Source organism: Roseinatronobacter thiooxidans (assembly GCF_001870675.1).
In the GTDB taxonomy this organism is placed as follows: domain Bacteria; phylum Pseudomonadota; class Alphaproteobacteria; order Rhodobacterales; family Rhodobacteraceae; genus Roseinatronobacter; species Roseinatronobacter thiooxidans.
Genome location: NZ_MEHT01000007.1, coordinates 88,037 through 105,001 on the forward strand (window position 1 = coordinate 88,037; position 16,965 = coordinate 105,001).

The following is a 16,965-nucleotide window of genomic DNA, read 5'->3' on the forward strand; positions in this document are numbered from 1 at the left end:
TATGTCAGCGATTGCGGTTGCCCTGCGCCAGAAGCCGGCCCATCTGCGCCGCGATCTGGGTTTGAGAGCGTTGAAAGCCCGCCACATCGGGCGTCTGGATGTTGAAGGTCACATTCACCGCCTGCCCCCCGCCCGCCGCGCGCACGCCCAAACGCCCGTCAGGGCCGCGGGACAGTGGCATAATCGCCTCTGGTCCCGCCTCGCCCATCAGGCCCATGCCGCCGCGCATGGGGAATGCTGTGGCCTGAGAGATGACACCGCCCTTGGCAAAGGGCATGACCCGCCCCATCGCCCCTGTCACCCCTTGCGCCAAAAGGCTGCCAAAGGCGTTTTGCACAGGTTTCATCGCGGTGTTATAGACGCTGCTGACCATCGTTTGCGCAATGCCGCGCAAGGCATCTTGCAGGCGCATGCCGTCAAAAATCACGCCGTCAAAGGCCCGCCGCAACCCGCTTGAGAAGCTGCGCGACAGGCTGTCCACCTCGCGCGCCGTGAATGTCAGGTTGCGCCCCAGCCCCGCCAGTTCGCTGTCAAATTCCGCCACCAAACCTGTGGTCTGGCCAAGGCGGTGTTCCAGCGCGGAAATCTGCGCCTCAAGATCGCTCAGATTGGTCATTGTCTTTTGCCTTTCACAATGTCGGGGTAGCGCGCGGACAACGCATCCAGCCGCGCGCGGGTCAGGGGGCCGGGCGCGCCGTCCAGCCCGGCCATGATCATCAGTTCCGCAGGGGTCAGCGCCCAGAAATCGCGCGGGTGCAGGCGCAAATCGCGCAGGCCAAGGCGCATCAGCGCGCGCCAGTCAAACGCAGTCATGACGGCGGGGTGAAGGCGCGCGCCAGCAGTTCTGCCGCAACCCGCGCCGCACCATGAATGCCGCCCGCAATATCGGCGCGCGTCAGATCAGCCGCCTCGCCCCGCCAGCCGCCGCCGCGCAGCCCCGCCACGATCAGCGCCAGCACATCGCGCGACGAAAAGCGCCCCTGCTCGAACCGTTCGACCAGCGCCAGAAGCGTATCCTCGCCCATCGCCGCTTCCAACTCGGCCAGCGCGCCAAGGGTCAGGCGCAAGGTATGGGGCTGGCCATCGATCAGCAGCGTGACTTCGCCTGCGTAAGGATTGCCCATGCGCTTAATCCGCCACGAAACTCAGCTGCCCCGCCGAGGCGAGCGATAACTCGAACGTTGCCTCGCCATTATGGCTGCCAGCGTAATCAAGGCCGGTAATCATGAACGGCCCTTCGACAATGCCGAAATCGGGGATGATGATCTGGAAATCCGGCGTCTCTCCGTTGAAGAAAATCGCGCGCGCGCGTTCATCCGTGCCCGCATCGCGGAACACGCCAGCGCCGGAAATAGCGGCAGATTTCACCCCCGCACCGCCCAGCAATTCGCGCCACCCCCCCGCTGATGACAGCGAGGTGACCTCGACCGATTCCGCGTTGAAACTGACCCGCGTGGCGCGCAGGCCCGCCACCGTTTCAAACTGCCCGTCACCTGTCATATCGACCTTTACCAGCAAATCCTTGCCATTCTGTGCACCCATGGGGCCACCCTCCTCAAAGTTGAAAATCAGTCATCCTCGACGCGCGCGCGAAAGCGCAGGTCAATGCGGCGGGTCTGGTCGCCCTCCAGCTTGCGGGCCTCGGCGCGGTCGAACCACAGCGCCACCAGACGGCCCCGCGACAGGGTCAGCGCCGGTGCCTCCAGCACCTCGCAAATCCGCGCGGCCACCTGTTTGGCGGCCAGAAAGCCGCTGGCATTGCTCAGCACCGAAATGCTCAGCCGGTGTTCGGCCCCGTGGCCTGTGGTGTCCGAGCGGTCAAAGACCTGCTCGACCCCGATCAGCGCATAGGTTGCAGGCGGGGTTGCGGGTGGGATCGCGTCATAAATTGCGCCCCCCAGCAGCGCAGACAGCGCAGCATCTGCCGCCAGCGCCTGAAAAATCGCGGTTTGCAGCGCAGGTGCAAGGACATAGCTCATGCCGGAAGCTCCTCTTGGGCGGTGCAGATCAGGTAGCGGCCCTGCGCATCGGCCTCGGCCACTGCCAGAATGCGGAAAACCCGCGCCCCTTCGGTAAAGCGCTGGTCAGGGCGGGGGCGACGGTCAGTGCCATGCGGGGCGCCGCGCACCAGAATGCGCAGCCGCACCTCGCCCAAGGGGCCAAGGCTGGCAAACCGCTCGCGCCCTGCCCCTGCACGAATTTCGGCCCAAACCGTGCCAAGTGCGTGCCATTGCGTGACAAACCCGCCTGCCCCATCGGGGGCGGTGACAGGCGTTTCCAGCACCAGCGCGCGCGTCAGATTGGGCGCGGCCTTCATGCCCGCCCCCCAAGGCGCAGATCGCGCCAGCGTTCCAGTAGGGCGGCCACACCAAAACCCATCTCGGGGCTGCCGCCCGCCTCGCGCCCCTCATAGGATTGCGCGGCCAGCAACAGCACGGCTTGGCGCAGATCGGCGGGAATGTCCGACCACTGCGCGCCAAAGCCTGCGGAAAACGCAATCACCACCGCGCCGCCAGATGGAATCGTGGGCAATGCACTGCCTGCCGCTTCCAGCCGTGGACGCCAGCCATCGGCATCCAGCCGGTAGCGCGCGGGGTCAACCAGCCCCTCGGCCCCGCCAGCATCAAGCAGCGTGACACTGTCTATCGCGGCCACAGGGGCAAGGGGCAAGGGCTGTCCACAGCTGTCGCGCCAGCGCGACAGGCGCAGGCTATAGCCCCGCAGGAACAAGGCCCGCGCCACGCGCCCCTCGACCACGGCAATGGCCGCGCGCAGATATTGCTCTAGCAGCGCGTCTTGCGTGGCCTCATCGGCAAAGCCCGAGGACAGGCGCAGATGCGCGCGCAACTCGGCCAGCGGCAGGGCCGCCGCAGGAATGGGGGTGATCTCGGTCAGGGTCATATCAACCTCGCGCAGATGTTCAGGAATTTGGGTGCCCCGCCACGCCCGGCCCGCTTGTGCGGGGCTAGGGGGCAAGACCAGTCAGGCCGGGCCATGTTGCAGCGGGGCACCCGCCCTGCCCCGCGCAACCGCACAGGGCAGGAATCACCATCAGCTGGTGCCGAATTTCAGCAGTTTGATCGCCTTGAAATCCGACACATCCCCGCCCACGCGCTTGGTGGCATAGAACAGGACATGGGGTTTGGCGCTGAACGGGTCGCGCAGCACGCGCATATCGGGGCGTTCGGCAATGGTGTAGCCGCTGGCAAAATCGCCAAAGGCAATCGCCGTGCTGTCGGGCGCGATATCGGGCATATCTTCGGCCACAAGCACCGGATAGCCCATCAGGCGCGCAGGCTCGCCCGCCGCCAGCCCGTCCGACCACAGGAAACGGCCATCGGCATCTTTCATCTTGCGCACCGCGCCTGCGGTTTTGGAATTCATCACAAACACTGCATTCGCGCGGTAGGTCGCGCCCAGCGCATAGACCAGATCCACAATCGCGTCAGACGCATTGGCGCTGGCAAAATCGCCCTGCGCCCCTGTGGCGATATAGCCCAGATGGCCCCATTCCCACAGCTCATCCTCGATCAGGTCATGGGTCAGAAACCCGCGCGGCTTGTCCAGACCATCGCCATGGATGAACGCCGCCGCCTCTGCCCGCGCGAATTTGGACGCGATGCGGTTGGCCAGCCACCCTTCCACATCGAACGCGCTGTCATCCAGCAGGCGCTGGCTGGCCTTTGGCATGGCGGCCAATTCGTGCAGCCGGATCGGAATACGGTCAATGGTGGGGCTGTCAGAGGGGGCAACACTGCCCTGCTCTGTGGCCCACCCAGAGGACACATCGGTATGATCCACCAGCACATCAAAGGATGTCGCCTCGACCGTGACCACACTGGCAATCGCGCGGATAGACGCGGTCGCATGCAGCACGCCCCGAATGACAGATGCGGTTTCAGGGTCCACCAGATAGCCCCCTTCGGCGGCCATTTGCGTGTTCAGGCCCTTGGCCTCCAACTCCAGCCCGCGCAGCGGGCTGTCATCGCCCGAGCGCAGATAGGCGTCAAATGCCTTGTGATGCAGGGTGGCACCTGCCTCGGCGCGGCTTAATGTCGGGCGGGTGGTGGACAGGGCAGTCTTGCGATCCAGCATGGTCAGTCGCTCTTCATGTTGTGAAAATTTCTGGGTGATTTCGGCCTGAAAGGCGTCGAATTCTTGGGAAAAGCCGTGCATCGCGGCTTTCAGTTCAATCTCGGGGGCCAAAACGGGGGCCAGATCAGGGGCCATGGGCGCAGCCGCGCCGCTCTGGCCCGCTGCGACAGGCGCGGGTCGGGTCATGTCAATCTCCTGCTTGGGGTGGGTAAAGGGTGATCAGGGGCAGGTTAGTCGGTTCTGCCCAAGATCCGGTGAATACAGCGCACGCTGGCGCTTACAGGCGCGCAACATGCGCGCGCGCGGCCCGCAATTGCGCGGTCATCGCGCCCAGATCGCGCAGAATGTCGGATTTGCGGGTGATGCGCGCCTCGGCCTGCATGGGGAATGTCACCAGACTGACCTCCCACAACTCCAGCTCGATCAGCTTGCGCCCGCCCCCCGGCACGGCTTCGGCGCGCAGGGTGCGGTAGCCGATGGACAGCCCGTCCACCGCCCCCGCCTGAAGCAGCGCGCGCGCCTCGCGCGCCCGCGCCACATCGGGCAGCAAACGGCCCGCCACGCGCAGCCCGTGCCCGTCTTCCGCCACCTCATCCCAGATGCCGATGGGTTGCGCGGGGTCATGCTGCCACAGCATGCGCACCTTGTCGCCGCGCGCGGCCATCCGCGCCAGCGCGCCCGCATAGGCCCCGGGCAGGACCGTGTCGCCGCCCTTGTCACGCGCGCCAAAGACGCTGGCATATCCCGCAATCCGGTGCCCCTCCAGCAGGGCCAGTTCGGCTTGTGGCGGGCTGAATTTGTATTCCATGCAATTTTCCTTTCACTGCAAGGCACTGGCCAGCGCCAGCGCGCCATGTGACAGCACCCCTGCGACCACGCCGAACACCGCCAGCCACAGCCGCTTTTCCAACCGCTCGACCGCTGTTTCCAGCCGCATCATGCGAAATTCCAGCGCTTCCTTGCGCGCCTCGAACACGCGTTCCTGCGCATCAATCCGCGCCTGTGCGGCCTCGAAACTGTCATACAGGTAGCGCGAGCCGCCCACGGCCCTGCGCGCGCTCATGCGCCCTCGACATGGGGCGGCAGGCCCAGAAGGGCGCGTTTCTCGGCATCGGTCAGGAAACTGGCCTCGCCGACGCGCCGCCATTGCTGTTCACGCTCCACCGCCAATGCGGGCACCTGGTCCAGATCGGGTTTCAACTCCACCGCGCCGGGAATGAAGCCTGACAGCCAATGCGCCACACTTGCCGTCACCCGCAGTGCCATTGGCAAAACAGTCAGGCGGTAAAAACCGCGATTGGCCTCCTGGTAATTGGCATAGGTCGCGTCCCCCGGAATGCCCAGCAGCATGGGCGGCACCCCGAAGGCCGTGGCAATCTCGCGCGCGGCCGCTTCCTTGGTTTTCTGGAATTCCATGTCAGAGGGGGAAAAGCCCATGGGCTTCCAGTCCAGCCCCCCTTCCAGCAGCATCGGGCGGCCTGCATTGCGCGCACCTGTGTGATGCGCTTCCATCTCGGCTTGCAGCCGCTCGAACTGCTCGGTGCTCATGCTGCCCTGCCCCCCCTCGCCGCGATAGACAATCGCACCAGAGGGGCGCGCGGCATTGTCCAGCAGCGCCTTCGACCAGTGGGACGCGGCATTATGCACATCCACCGCGCGGCGCGCGGCCTCCAGCGGCGACAGGCCGTAATGGTCGTCTTGCGGGTGAAAGCTGCGGATATGGCAGATCGGGGCCGCGCCCTCGCGCATGTGAAAGCGGTGCTTTGCCGCGCCCACACTATAGTCATAGGCCACAGGCCAGCCATCGGCGCCGGGCACCACCCGCATCCGGTCAGAGCGCAGCACATGCAATTCGCGCACCATTCCACCTGCATCCTGCACCGCTTCCAGATAGGCATTGCCCGACAGCAACAACTGCGCATACAGCGCCTCGAAAAACTCGGCCCGCCCCTGTGCGGGGTTGGGACGGGTGACCAGCTCCAACACCGGATGCGCCTCATAGCGGCGTTCGCAATCTTGCAAGATCAGGGGCAGCGCGCTCGCGGCCTCGGAAATCAGCCGCACCGCCCGAAACCCGACCGGATTGCCCAGAAACCCGGCACGGGCCAGCGACACCTCGTCGCGCGCATGCCACGCCGCCCCTGCCACACCATAGGCGGCAGCCTTGCCGGTAATCCGCCCCGCTGTCAGCGGCCCGACAGCCGAGGCTTTTGCCGCGCTCTCGCGCAGTATCGCCTGTTCCGGAGGGCTTGCCTTGCGCAGAAATTCAAACATGAAAAACTCTCTCCATCACTGCCCCTTTCATCCTTGGAAAAATATCCTCGGGGGGTGCGGGGGGCAGACAGCCCCCCGCCTGTTTCAGATGTTCACGCCATCTCGCCCTTAGCCTAGCCAAAACCTGTAAAAACACTGCTATCACAGCGTACGCACCATCGGGCGCGACCAGTTGGCGGCGGGGCCAAGGATCAGGTCCTGCACTGCCCAGACCAGCGCATCCACGCGGTCGGGGCTGCCTGTGCCGCGGTAGCCCTGCGCGGTCATCTGCATCATCTGGTCTTCCAGCGCGCCCAAGCGGTCCGCATGCGCGACCCGCCCCTGTTCATAAAGCGCCGCCACAGGCTCTGCCCGCGCGGCCTTGCCGCGCGCGGCATGCACAGCGCGGTAGGGCACCAGCGGGTCAATCTGGCGCAGCACTTCGGCCACCAGATCGCCGCCCTGATTGACCTCGGCCACGATCCGGTCGGCCCCGTGGCGCGCGCGCGCCTCCAGTGCGGCGCGCGCCCATGCGCTGGGAGAGGCGGCGCGCAGGCTGGCATCTTCCAGCACATAGGCGCGCCACTCCTGCGGCGGGCCTTCGGTTACGGCCCCCACAACCACGATCCCGCACAGGTCCGATCTGGCGCCCGAACTGACCGCAGGGTCGACCGCGACCACCACGCGCGACAGCGTGGGCACCTCGGCCACCCGCGCGCGTTCCAGCAAGGCCATCGGCCAAAGCGTGCCTTCGGTATCTTCCACCAAGACCCCATCCAGTTCCTGCCGCTCCAGATATGATCCGCGATAGCGCGCACGGATTTCTTCCAGAAAGGACGGGGCCAGCCATGCGCGGTTGGCCTCGGTCGCGGCATGGGTCATGACGGTCGAGGGGGCGCGCAGGATGGATTTCAGCGTGGATTGCGCGCGCGGGGTGGTGGTGATCAACTGGCGCGGATGCGCGCCCAGACGCAGCGCGAATTGCAGCATGTCCCAAGCCTCGGCGGCTTTGGGCCATTTCGCCAGCTCGTCGCACCATGCCGCGTCGAATTGCGGGCCGCGCAGCGCTTCCGGGTCCGAGGCCGAGAAGCATTGCGCAATCGCGCCATTGGGCCAGACAAGGCGGCGCTTGGTCGCTTCCCATTGCGGCAGGCGGTCAGGGGGCGAGCAGGCCAGAATGCCACTGTCGCCAAACACCATCACATCGCGCGCCTGATCATAGGTTTCAGCCACCAGCGCCACGCGGCGCGCGGCCCCTGCATCATGGGGCCGCGCCCCTTCGACCTGTGCGCGCACCCATTCCGCGCCCGCGCGCGTCTTGCCCGCCCCGCGCCCGCCCAGACAGACCCAACTGCGCCATGCCCCTTCGGGGGGCAATTGGTGGGGGGCGGCCCAGAATTCAAACAGCCATGGCAATGCGGCCAATGCGCTGTCACTCAGAGTGTCGAGGAATTCCGTCACCGTCCCGGGCGGCGCGGAGGCAAGAAATTCGGCGGGTGATTTCCTCTCTTGCGGCGCAGAGGTCAAGGACGGTGCCGCTGGCGGCGTCAACACCTTTGAGTTTCTGTAACTGGGCACGTTCATGGTAAGCAATCTCCAAGGCTTTGCGCAGGCTGCGGAATTCTTCGGTCAATTCCTTTCCACAGGCTGGTGTGATGTCATCATAGCTTTCCAGCACCCGCGTCAGCCGCGAGATGCTGATATTGAGAAGCCGCTCGGAATAAGACACCATGTTTTCCGGTGTCGGCCCGCTGGGCGGGCGGTTTTCTGTGGTCATGTGCTGTTGCCTGTCCTCATGTCGCCCCGCACAAGCGCCTTTTGGCCGAAACGGCACAAAAGCCCGGTCAGGCGGCCCGGACAGAATAGCCCAACAGGTTAAAGGAAGTGGTCAGACAGCGTGCGCTGCCCCTGCGCGGTCGTCATCCGAGGGGGGACGCACCCTGCGCGGCTCTGCACCTTAAAGTGCGGGTTCCTTCACAGCGGCCAGAACAGCGGAATGAAAAACGCCACCGTGGGGGCCATCACGAAATGCATGGGCAGGCCCACCCGCAGGAAATCGGTGAATTTATAGCCCCCCGGCCCGTACACAAGCGTGTTGGTCTGATATCCGATCGGGGTTGCAAAGGCCGCCGATGCGCCCAGCATCACGGTCACCACAAGCGGGCGCGGGTCGATCCCCAGCGCAAACCCAAGGCTGATGACAATCGGCGTCAGAACCACAGCAACCGCGTTATTCGTAACCAGTTCGGTCAGGGTCAGGGTCAGGATATAGACGCTCAGGATCAGGAAAAACGGCGACAGGTCCAGCAGCAAGGGCAAGGCGGCGGTCACGATCACCTGCACCGCGCCCGATGCCTCCAGCCCTGCGCCCACCCCCAGCATGGCGAAAATCAGCGCAAGCAAGCGCCCGTCGATGAAGCTGAATGCCTCATCCGCATCGATGCAGCGCGTCAGCAGCACCACCGCCACCCCAAGAAAGGCCATTGGCGCGATGGGCGCAATGCCCAGCGCCGAGATCGCCACAATCGCGGCCAGAACCGCAATGACAATCGGCGCATGGCCCCGCCGGTAGGCGCGTTCTGTCGGTTTGGTAATATCGGCCAGATTCATATCCTGTGCCAGTCGCGCGATATCTTCGGGCGCGCCTTCCAGCAGCAGGGTATCGCCCACGCGCACCACCAGATTTTCAATATTCGTGCCGATATTCTGGTTGCGCCGATGCACGGCCAGCGGATAGACGCCATAGCGCCTGCGCAGCCGCATGCCGCCCATGCGCCGCCCCACCATATGCGAATCGGGCGAGATCAGCACCTCGACGGTTGTTGTCTCGACCGAGGACAGCCGGTCCACATCGCGCTGCGGGCCGATAAGATCGGGGTCTTCGGCCTCCATTTTTTCGACCTGGGTCACATCGGGGTTTTTCTTCAGCCCCAGCACTTCGGAAATCTGGGTGCGCAAAACCACACGGTCGCCCGCCTGCAATTCGATATCTGTCATTTGCCCCCAGCGCAGCGACGCATCGCCGCGCAGCACATCGATGACGCGCGCACCTTCGCGCTTGAAAATATCAACCTCGGACAGTTTCAACCCGATCAGGCGCGATTCTTCGGGAATGGCCACTTCAGTGAAAAACTTGGTGCGTGACCTGTCCGAGAGAAGGTCACTCATGGATTTGCGCTCTGGCAGCAGGTGGCGGCCAATCAGGGCCAGATATGTCACCCCTGCAAAGGCCATGATGATGCCGACCTTGCTGATCTCGAACACAGTGAACGGGGCCAGCCCATTGGCGCGCGCCACACCATCGACCAGCAGATTGGTCGAGGTGCCCAAAAGCGTCAGCGTGCCCCCCATGATTGACAGGTAGCTTAGCGGGATCAACACCTTGGAGGCGGATGTGCCCAACGTCTTGGCCAGCTGGATGAAGACAGGGATCATCACCACCACAATGGGGGTATTGTTGACAAAGGCCGACATGGCCAGAACTGTCAGGGTCAGGGTGATCAGGGTCAGGATCGGGCGGGTTTCGACATTGCCGACAGCGGCTTGGGTGATCCAGTCCAGCGTTCCGGTGCGCACCAGCGCGCCCACGATGATGAACAGCGCCGCAATCGTCCAGGGTGCGGGGTTGGAAAAGGCGGTCAATGCGGCATCGACAGGCAGAATGCCCAGCACAAGCATGGCCATCGCCCCGCCAATGGCGGTCACCTCGACCGGATACACTTCGCGCATGAAAGATATGAACATCCCGAGCACGATCAGCAAACCGATAACGGCCTGCGTGGTCTCGCCAAGTTCAATTCCGAACATAAGCGTCTCTCCGTGCCCTATGCGCCTGAATATGGCCGTTGCCCTTTGTGTTTCGCATATTCTGAAACAGATGCAAGCGCACCTTGGGCAAGGTACGCGTCAGCGGGGGCAGGATCAGGGCAGGGGTGCACAAGAAACAGACAGGCGCGGCGCGCCGTGTCAGCTTTGGGTGGCTGGGGTCAGTGCAGGAAGATCGACCGGCGCAGGCCCTGCTTGCGGCAAACGCCCGCCCAGACGCACCATCTCGATGCGCGTGCTTTGGCCGGTGCGGTCATCCGTTTCGATATAGGTGCCCGACACAGTGGCCGCGCCTGTCGCAGGTTCGAACCGCGCGCGCGGCATGCCGGTGATAAAGCGGCGCATGGGTTCATCCTTGTGCATGCCGATCACGCTGTCATAATCGCCGCACATGCCTGCATCGGTGTGATAGGCCGTGCCACCGCCCAAGATTTGTGCATCTGCCGTGGGGATATGGGTATGCGTGCCCACCACAAGGCTGGCGCGCCCGTCGCACCAATGGCCCATGGCGTATTTCTCGGATGTGGCCTCGCAATGGATGTCGATGATCGCGGCCTGCACCATGCCGCCACGCGGATGGGCGCGCAACACCGGATCAATGGCCGAAAACGGGTCGGAATAGGGCTGTTTCATGAACACCTGCCCCAGCGCCTGCGCCACCAGCACCCGTCGCCCGCCCGGCGCATCATAGACCCGCGACCCCAGCCCCGGCGCACCGGATTTGGCGAAATTCAAGGGCCGCAGGACGCGGGGTTCATTGGCGATAAACTCGCGCATGGGGCGTTGGTCGAAAGCATGATCGCCCAGCGTGATGCAATCGGCCCCCGCCTCTAGCAGCGCTTTGGCATGATCGGGGGACAGGCCCATGCCGCCAGTGGCATTCTCGCCATTGACGACCACGAAATCCAGCCGCCACGCAGCCCGCAACATAGGCAGATAGGCGGCCACTGCCGCCCGCCCTGCCCGCCCCATTACATCGCCCAGAAACAGTATTCGCATGGGCTATGGCTTAGGCGTCCCGCGCGGCAGGGGCAAGATGAAAACCGACGCGGCACACATATCGGGCCTTGCAGCAAGGGCCTTGGCGATGCGCGCGCCTGCCCGACAGAAGATCATCAAAAGGCTTTTCAGACTTACACTGCGCCGGGATATAGGGCCGCAGGCCCGCCGCGCCTTAAAGGGCCATGCTGCGGCATGGTGATCTGCGCAGGCTTTGTGGGGGGCGATGGTTGGTGAGGGGGGACATATCTGCCGTTCGCGGACACTTTGCGCGGAACAAAGGGCCGCAGGCCCGCCGCGCCTTAAAGGGCCATGCTGCGGCATGGTGATCTGCACAGGCTTTGTGGGGGGCGATGGTTGGTGAGGGGGGGGCTTTCCGGACCTTGCAGTTCCGAGTGCAAAGCCGCGCAGCGTCGGGCCGCGGTGCGGCGATCCTCGCCCCCTGCTATAGCACTTTATGCTGGCCAAATCCGCGATAGATCGAGGCTTTGCGCGTAGCCAAGCCAAATCGCCGTGCCGTGGGTGCGGCCCGGCGATGCGCGGCGGGCCTGCGGCCCTCGATTCCGCGCGTGGGGCTACACCTGACCAGCCGCAAAACCTTATAGGACAAGCCCTTGAAACCTCCACGCCAAACCGCCCCCTTAATCATGCGTATGGGTCAGTTCGGGCACGTCATGCGCGCCTGCCGATCCGCGCCCCGAAAGGGACGGGTTTTCCATGAAGAAACGGTGGCAGTTGAACAAGCGCCGCTCGTCGCCTTCGGCGGGCAGGGTGCGCAGGGCGGGGCCTTCGGGCTGGATAATCCAGCTTTGGGCCTCATCCGCCAGATTGGCGGCCATGATCTGGCCCACGATCTGCGCCTTGACAGTGGGGTTCTGGATTTCGACCAATGTTTCCACCCGCCGCACCAGATTGCGCCCCATCCAATCGGCAGAAGAAATGAACACCCGCGCCTGATCGGACGGCAGCCCCGCGCCATTGCCGAAACACACGATCCGTGAATGTTCCAGAAACCGGCCCACCACGGATTTGATGCGGATATTCTCGGACAGGCCGCGAATGCCGGGCCGGATGCCGCAAATCCCGCGCACCACCAGACTGATCTTCACCCCTGCGCGAGAAGCCGCATAAAGCGCGTCAATCACATCGGGATCGATGATCGAGTTCATCTTGGCCCAGATTTCGGCAGGCCGCCCGTTGCGCGCGGCCTCTGCCTCGGCGCCGATCATCTGCACCAGCGACTGTTTCAGCGTCAGCGGCGAGATGGCAAGGTTTTCCAGACGCGCGGGTTCTGCATAGCCCGAAAGGTAGTTGAACACCCGCGTTGCATCGCGCCCAAGTGCTGCATCGCAGGTGAACAGCGACAGGTCGGTATAGATGCGCGCCGTAATCGGGTGATAATTGCCGGTGCCCCAATGGGTATAGGTCACCAGCCGGTCACCTTCGCGGCGCACGACTGTGCTGATCTTGGCATGGGTTTTGTAATTCACAAACCCGTAGACAACATGCGCGCCCGCGCGTTCCAGACGGCGCGACTGGCGGATATTCGCGGCCTCGTCAAAGCGGGCCTTCAACTCGACCAATGCGGTCACGGATTTGCCCGCCTCTGCCGCTTCGCACAGCGCGGCCACGATGGGGCTGTCGCGCGACGTGCGGTAAAGCGTCTGGCGAATGGCCAGCACATCAGGATCGCGCGCGGCCTGTTCCAGAAACCGCACCACCATGTCGAATGTCTCATACGGGTGGTGCAGCAGCATATCTTTCTGGCGGATCGCGGCGAACATATCGCCATGATGGTCTTGCACACGTTCCGGCACGCGGGGGGTGAAACCGGGCCAAAGCAGATCGGCGCGTTCCTCCAGCACCAGTTCTTTCAGGGTCGAGATGCCCATGATCCCGTCCACCTCGATCACGTCAGCCTCGGGGACGCGCAATTCCTCCATGACAACATTGCGCAGGCCCGGCGGTGCGCCCGCCGAGACTTTCATGCGCACCACTTCGCCCCGGCGGCGGCGTTTCAGCGCCACTTCAAATTCGCGCACAAGGTCTTCGGCCTCTTCCTCGACTTCCAGATCACTGTCGCGCAGCACCGAGAAGGTGCATGCACCCAGCAGCGTATAGCCGGGAAACAGGCTGTCCATCTCGGCCAGAATAAGCTCTTCCATCGGCACCACGCGGATAGGGTTGGAGCCGACACGCACAAAGCGGTCAATCTGGCTGGGAATGGGCACCAGCGCATCCAGCTTGCGCCCGCGCTTGTCCTGCAATTCCAGCGCCAGCGAAAACCCCGCATTGGGGATGAACGGAAACGGATGGGCGGGGTCAATCGCCAAGGGCGACAGCACCGGAAACACATTGTTCAGGAAATGGGTGTTCAGAAACGCGCGGTCGGTTTCTGTCAGGTCCAGATGCGACAGGATGACAATACCCGCATCGGCCAGCATGGGCCGCAGCACAGACCAGATTTCCTGCTGGTAATCCATCAGCCGCCGCGCATCTTCATGGATCAGGACCAGTTGTTCGGCAGGTGTGCGCCCGTCATCGGACAACGAGACATTGCCCGCGCGCGCCAGTTCGCGCAGGCCCGCCACGCGCACTGTATAGAATTCATCCAGATTGGTGGCCGAAATCGACAAAAACCGCACCCGCTCCAGCAAGGGCACGCGCGGGTTCATGGCTTCTTCCAGCACGCGCCAGTTGAAGGCCAGCCACGACAATTCGCGGTTGAAGAATCGCTCTGGGCCGTTCGGGTCGAAATCGGGGACATCCAGCGCGGCGGGGAAAGGGGCGTTCAGGAAATCGGCCGATGCGCCCTGCGGCAAGGCAACGGACGGGTCGGGCATGGCGATGGTGCGCGGGTCTGACATGACAGGGGTTACCGTATTTTATAGGTGAATTGCGCGGGTGCGGGGCATGCCATCAGGGTCATCGCCGCGCCCGCAGCACAGGGGTTCCGGCTGCAAACAGGGTCAGGCGTCCTGCCTCGGGGTCAAGGATGAATTGATCCACCTTTGGCAAGACCGTGTTAAAATGCTGTTCCTGATCGCCCAAGCCTTCGGGGCAGGCCATGCGCGTGCTGGCCAGCCGCCCGAAAGACACAATGCCGCCGTGGCGACGATAGCCGCCAATCAGCCGGTTGCACCCCACAGAGGCGCTCATGCGGCCATCAGGGTAGAAGACCAGTTCCGTGCGCGACGGGAACAGGGTGGGCCGATCCTCGATCGCGCTGATATTCCAGACGCCTTCGGTAATATCGGCCTCGGGCCGGATCAAACGGCACTCGGACAGTTCCGCGCCGTCAATGCGCAGCACGGCAGAGTCTTGCTTCAAATGGATCGTGGTGGCGGGGTTGTCGGCATCGGCATAAAGTTCGCCAGAGGCCGCCACTTGCGGCTGCATCGTAATCAGTTGTTCATTCAGCCGGATGCGCAGGGATTCGGGCATGAAGCCGATTTCAATCAACTGGTTGCCACAAGACAGCAATGCGGCAAAGCCCATCGGCGGGATGCGCGCGGCGCGCAGCGGTCCCAACTCTACCGGATGCGCGCCCGCTGCAATGCTGACAGGCTCGCTCAGCCAAAGCGCATCATCCAGACCGCGCAGCCCGACCCGCAGGACCAGTTCCATATCTACAGGGGCATCGATGGCAAAGGTGAAAGGGCTTTGGCGCCCTTCGGTCAGATCGCGCGCGATTGCGACAGTGCTATCCTTCGCATCGCTGACATCCAGCAGCAGCACCATGTCATCTGGCAGGGCCATGCGTTCCAGCACAGTGACCTGCCCCGAAACCTCGCGCAAATCGGTGGCGGCGGCGGACTGGACAAGCAAGGGCAGGGCAAAACTCAGCAGGGCAGACATCCAGCGCGACAAGGCAACCTCCGGCATCAAAAGGGACTGGAACAGCTTAAGAGTGTGCCTGTTATGACACAAGCTGCAATCCCCTCAGCCCCCTTTATTCCAGATCAAATGACGATTGCATGACATCTGCGGCAAGATTGCGCGAAATGGGTTTCTTGCGGGCCAAGGCTTCTGCGTCCAGTTGGGCGACAATGGCCTGCGCCCCTGCAAGCGAGCGTTCCATTCTGGGCAGCAGGAAGGGGATCAGATTGTCCGGAATGCGCACCTGCCGGTCGGCAAACAGCTTGGTCAGTACGGCGGCCAGAAGCGTGTCATCGGGGGCGGCCAAGGGGACATGCGCGCAGGCGGCCAGACGAGAGGCCAGATCGGGCAGGCTTAGCCCCCAATCGCGCACCGGCAGGCGCGCGGCCAGCAACAGCCGCCCGCGCTGCTCGGCCAGCATGTTATGCAGGTGAAACAGCGCGGTCTGCCCCTGCGCCGTGCGCGCAACGGCGGCAGCATCGTCAATGGCAACCGCCCCGCCGCGCGCCAGTGCCGCCAGATCGGCATGCGCCAGCGCATCGCCCTGCATCAGTGTGGCGCCTGTCTCGGTGGCCCAGATATGCAGCAGATGGGTTTTGCCAGACCCTTCCGGCCCGCCCAGCATCAGCTTGCCCGCAGGCCATTCGGGCTGATCCAGCATCGCCAGCGCCCGCGCATTGCAGGGCGCGGGAACGAAACTGTCCCGCGTGTGGCTGGCGGGCAGGTCAAGCGGCATATGGATCTGGGTGGGGCGGGGCATCAGCGGTGGTCATCTTCCTGCGGGGGCGCGTCTGTCATCGACTCGCGGTAAAGGCTGCTGGCCTGATACTGCGCCAGACCAAAACGCACCAGCACCCCGATTGATGCCGCCAGCGGCACCGCAATCAGCATGCCGGTAAAGCCGAACAGCATGCCAAAGGCCGAAATAGCGAAAAGCAGCCAGACCGGATGCAACCGCACCGAATTGCCCACAATGCGCGGCACAAGAATATTGCCTTCCAGTATCTGGCCCACCACAAAAATGGCAACAACCGCCCCGATACTGGCCGGTTCCCCCCAGAACTGCCACAGCGCAACCCCGATGGCCAGCACCCCGCCAATGATCGCGCCAATATAGGGCACGAAGGAAATCAGCCCTGCGACCACACCAATGGCCAGCCCGAATTGCAGCCCCACCAGCCCCAGCGCGGTCGCATAGTAAGCGGCCAGAATCAGGCACACTGTCACCTGCCCCCGCACGAATCCGGCAATCGAGCGGTCGATCTGGCCTGCCAGATCGCGGATCACCGGCGCATGCTGGCGCGGCAGCAGATCATCCGCGCCCCTGACCACGCGCGGCCAGTCCAACAGCAGGTAGAATGCCACCACAGGGGTGATGACCAGAAACACAATCGCACTGACCAGCCCCGAGACAGAGCGCCACACCCCTTGCGCCAGTGCGGCACCGCGTTCACGGATCGCCTCGCCCATCGCGGCCAATGAACCTTGCAGCGCGTCTTCGACGCCCTGCAAATTGGGAAAGCGCGCGCTGAGGAACTGTTGCAGCCGTTCCAGCAATTCCGGCGCGGCCTGGGTGAATTGTACCGCCTGTGAAATGACCGACGGAATAATCAGCAGACCTGACAAGACAACGCTTCCAATCGCCACCAGCATCAGAACCGACACCGCCAGCGCGCGCGGCAGCCCTGCGCGGGTTAGTTTCGTGACCAGCGGGTTCAGGAAATAGGCAATCGCCGCGCCGGTGACAAAGGGCAGCAGCGCATCGCCCAGCACCCATAGCACAGCCGCGAAGCCAAGCGCGGCCACAGCCCAGTAGCGCAGTTGCAGATCAGACGACATCGCCATGATACGACCTTGTTGCCTTTTCCCTGCTATCGCGCGCCACGGCGCGGCTGGCAAGGATGATCTGCGTGC

19 protein-coding genes are annotated in these 16,965 nt (G+C 63.9%); all 19 read right to left on the minus strand.

Going from position 1 to position 16,965, the window contains the following annotated elements; genetic code table 11:
• Positions 1-4 precede the first annotated feature (4 nt).
• The 19 genes from BG455_RS03590 to BG455_RS03685 all read right to left on the minus strand — a co-directional run bounded on the left by BG455_RS03590 (position 5) and on the right by BG455_RS03685 (position 16,896).
• The gene (locus BG455_RS03590; RefSeq protein ID WP_071468599.1) at positions 5-616 is read right to left on the minus strand and encodes a phage tail tape measure protein; all 612 of its coding nucleotides are present in this window, start codon (positions 614-616) and stop codon (positions 5-7) included.
• Positions 613-813, minus strand: coding sequence for a rcc01693 family protein (locus BG455_RS03595; protein WP_071468600.1), 201 nt, complete (start codon positions 811-813; stop codon positions 613-615). Before BG455_RS03595 ends, BG455_RS03590 begins: the two co-directional genes overlap by 4 nt.
• Positions 810-1,124 (minus strand): gene transfer agent family protein, encoded by a 315-nt coding sequence (locus BG455_RS03600; RefSeq protein ID WP_071468601.1) that lies wholly within the window; start codon positions 1,122-1,124, stop codon positions 810-812. The genes BG455_RS03595 and BG455_RS03600 overlap by 4 nt, the downstream gene beginning before the upstream one ends.
• Positions 1,125-1,128: 4 nt before the next feature.
• Positions 1,129-1,542 (minus strand): phage major tail protein, TP901-1 family, encoded by a 414-nt coding sequence (locus BG455_RS03605; protein ID WP_071468602.1) that lies wholly within the window; start codon positions 1,540-1,542, stop codon positions 1,129-1,131.
• A gap of 26 nt (positions 1,543-1,568) precedes the next feature.
• The gene (locus tag BG455_RS03610; RefSeq protein WP_071468603.1) at positions 1,569-1,979 is read right to left on the minus strand and encodes a DUF3168 domain-containing protein; all 411 of its coding nucleotides are present in this window, start codon (positions 1,977-1,979) and stop codon (positions 1,569-1,571) included.
• Positions 1,976-2,317 carry a head-tail adaptor protein gene (locus BG455_RS03615; protein ID WP_071468604.1) on the minus strand — a complete coding sequence of 114 codons (342 nt, stop codon included), beginning with the start codon at positions 2,315-2,317 and terminating at the stop codon, positions 1,976-1,978. The genes BG455_RS03610 and BG455_RS03615 overlap by 4 nt, the downstream gene beginning before the upstream one ends.
• Positions 2,314-2,901: a head-tail connector protein gene (locus tag BG455_RS03620; protein ID WP_071468755.1), complete on the minus strand. Its 588-nt coding sequence runs from the start codon at positions 2,899-2,901 to the stop codon at positions 2,314-2,316. Before BG455_RS03620 ends, BG455_RS03615 begins: the two co-directional genes overlap by 4 nt.
• A gap of 150 nt (positions 2,902-3,051) precedes the next feature.
• Positions 3,052-4,230, minus strand: coding sequence for a phage major capsid protein (locus BG455_RS03625; RefSeq protein WP_071468756.1), 1,179 nt, complete (start codon positions 4,228-4,230; stop codon positions 3,052-3,054).
• Between the two features lie 142 nt (positions 4,231-4,372).
• Positions 4,373-4,903 carry an HK97 family phage prohead protease gene (locus tag BG455_RS03630; protein WP_071468605.1) on the minus strand — a complete coding sequence of 177 codons (531 nt, stop codon included), beginning with the start codon at positions 4,901-4,903 and terminating at the stop codon, positions 4,373-4,375.
• 12 nt (positions 4,904-4,915) lie between these two features.
• The gene (locus tag BG455_RS03635) at positions 4,916-5,158 is read right to left on the minus strand and encodes a GTA head formation protein, RCAP_rcc01685 family (RefSeq protein ID WP_071468606.1); all 243 of its coding nucleotides are present in this window, start codon (positions 5,156-5,158) and stop codon (positions 4,916-4,918) included.
• Positions 5,155-6,369 (minus strand): phage portal protein, encoded by a 1,215-nt coding sequence (locus BG455_RS03640; protein ID WP_071468607.1) that lies wholly within the window; start codon positions 6,367-6,369, stop codon positions 5,155-5,157. The genes BG455_RS03635 and BG455_RS03640 overlap by 4 nt, the downstream gene beginning before the upstream one ends.
• 141 nt (positions 6,370-6,510) lie before the next feature.
• Positions 6,511-7,809, minus strand: a complete 1,299-nt coding sequence (locus BG455_RS03645; RefSeq protein ID WP_071468608.1) for a DNA-packaging protein — start codon at positions 7,807-7,809, stop codon at positions 6,511-6,513.
• Positions 7,781-8,125, minus strand: a complete 345-nt coding sequence (locus BG455_RS17525; RefSeq protein ID WP_071468609.1) for a hypothetical protein — start codon at positions 8,123-8,125, stop codon at positions 7,781-7,783. The genes BG455_RS03645 and BG455_RS17525 overlap by 29 nt, the downstream gene beginning before the upstream one ends.
• A 197-nt stretch (positions 8,126-8,322) precedes the next feature.
• Positions 8,323-10,155 (minus strand): SLC13 family permease, encoded by a 1,833-nt coding sequence (locus tag BG455_RS03655; protein WP_071468610.1) that lies wholly within the window; start codon positions 10,153-10,155, stop codon positions 8,323-8,325.
• A 159-nt stretch (positions 10,156-10,314) separates the two neighbouring features.
• A complete protein-coding gene (locus BG455_RS03660) occupies positions 10,315-11,172 on the minus strand; it encodes a TIGR00282 family metallophosphoesterase (protein WP_071468611.1) in 858 nt (285 codons plus the stop codon).
• A gap of 641 nt (positions 11,173-11,813) precedes the next feature.
• A complete protein-coding gene (locus BG455_RS03670) occupies positions 11,814-14,015 on the minus strand; it encodes an RNA degradosome polyphosphate kinase (protein ID WP_071468757.1) in 2,202 nt (733 codons plus the stop codon).
• Between the two features lie 82 nt (positions 14,016-14,097).
• On the minus strand, positions 14,098-15,042 hold the full coding sequence (locus tag BG455_RS03675) for an META domain-containing protein (protein ID WP_170124713.1): 945 nt from the start codon (positions 15,040-15,042) through the stop codon (positions 14,098-14,100).
• A gap of 82 nt (positions 15,043-15,124) precedes the next feature.
• The gene (locus tag BG455_RS03680) at positions 15,125-15,811 is read right to left on the minus strand and encodes a P-loop NTPase family protein (protein WP_071468614.1); all 687 of its coding nucleotides are present in this window, start codon (positions 15,809-15,811) and stop codon (positions 15,125-15,127) included.
• Positions 15,811-16,896, minus strand: a complete 1,086-nt coding sequence (locus tag BG455_RS03685; RefSeq protein WP_071468615.1) for an AI-2E family transporter — start codon at positions 16,894-16,896, stop codon at positions 15,811-15,813. Before BG455_RS03685 ends, BG455_RS03680 begins: the two co-directional genes overlap by 1 nt.
• Positions 16,897-16,965: the final 69 nt, after the last annotated feature.

Excerpts from the sequence above, each read along its gene's own strand:
- BG455_RS03590 (WP_071468599.1), bottom strand. The coding sequence starts at position 616 with ATGACCAATCTGAGCGATCTTGAGGCGCAGATTTCCGCGCTGGAACAC.
- BG455_RS03595 (WP_071468600.1), bottom strand. The coding sequence starts at position 813 with ATGACTGCGTTTGACTGGCGCGCGCTGATGCGCCTTGGCCTGCGCGAT.
- BG455_RS03600 (WP_071468601.1), bottom strand. The coding sequence starts at position 1,124 with ATGGGCAATCCTTACGCAGGCGAAGTCACGCTGCTGATCGATGGCCAG.
- BG455_RS03605 (WP_071468602.1), bottom strand. The coding sequence starts at position 1,542 with ATGGGTGCACAGAATGGCAAGGATTTGCTGGTAAAGGTCGATATGACA.
- BG455_RS03610 (WP_071468603.1), bottom strand. The coding sequence starts at position 1,979 with ATGAGCTATGTCCTTGCACCTGCGCTGCAAACCGCGATTTTTCAGGCG.
- BG455_RS03615 (WP_071468604.1), bottom strand. The coding sequence starts at position 2,317 with ATGAAGGCCGCGCCCAATCTGACGCGCGCGCTGGTGCTGGAAACGCCT.
- BG455_RS03620 (WP_071468755.1), bottom strand. The coding sequence starts at position 2,901 with ATGACCCTGACCGAGATCACCCCCATTCCTGCGGCGGCCCTGCCGCTG.
- BG455_RS03625 (WP_071468756.1), bottom strand. The coding sequence starts at position 4,230 with ATGGCCCCTGATCTGGCCCCCGTTTTGGCCCCCGAGATTGAACTGAAA.
- BG455_RS03630 (WP_071468605.1), bottom strand. The coding sequence starts at position 4,903 with ATGGAATACAAATTCAGCCCGCCACAAGCCGAACTGGCCCTGCTGGAG.
- BG455_RS03635 (WP_071468606.1), bottom strand. The coding sequence starts at position 5,158 with ATGAGCGCGCGCAGGGCCGTGGGCGGCTCGCGCTACCTGTATGACAGT.
- BG455_RS03640 (WP_071468607.1), bottom strand. The coding sequence starts at position 6,369 with ATGTTTGAATTTCTGCGCAAGGCAAGCCCTCCGGAACAGGCGATACTG.
- BG455_RS17525 (WP_071468609.1), bottom strand. The coding sequence starts at position 8,125 with ATGACCACAGAAAACCGCCCGCCCAGCGGGCCGACACCGGAAAACATG.
- BG455_RS03655 (WP_071468610.1), bottom strand. The coding sequence starts at position 10,155 with ATGTTCGGAATTGAACTTGGCGAGACCACGCAGGCCGTTATCGGTTTG.
- BG455_RS03660 (WP_071468611.1), bottom strand. The coding sequence starts at position 11,172 with ATGCGAATACTGTTTCTGGGCGATGTAATGGGGCGGGCAGGGCGGGCG.
- BG455_RS03670 (WP_071468757.1), bottom strand. The coding sequence starts at position 14,015 with ATGCCCGACCCGTCCGTTGCCTTGCCGCAGGGCGCATCGGCCGATTTC.
- BG455_RS03680 (WP_071468614.1), bottom strand. The coding sequence starts at position 15,811 with ATGCCCCGCCCCACCCAGATCCATATGCCGCTTGACCTGCCCGCCAGC.
- BG455_RS03685 (WP_071468615.1), bottom strand. The coding sequence starts at position 16,896 with ATGGCGATGTCGTCTGATCTGCAACTGCGCTACTGGGCTGTGGCCGCG.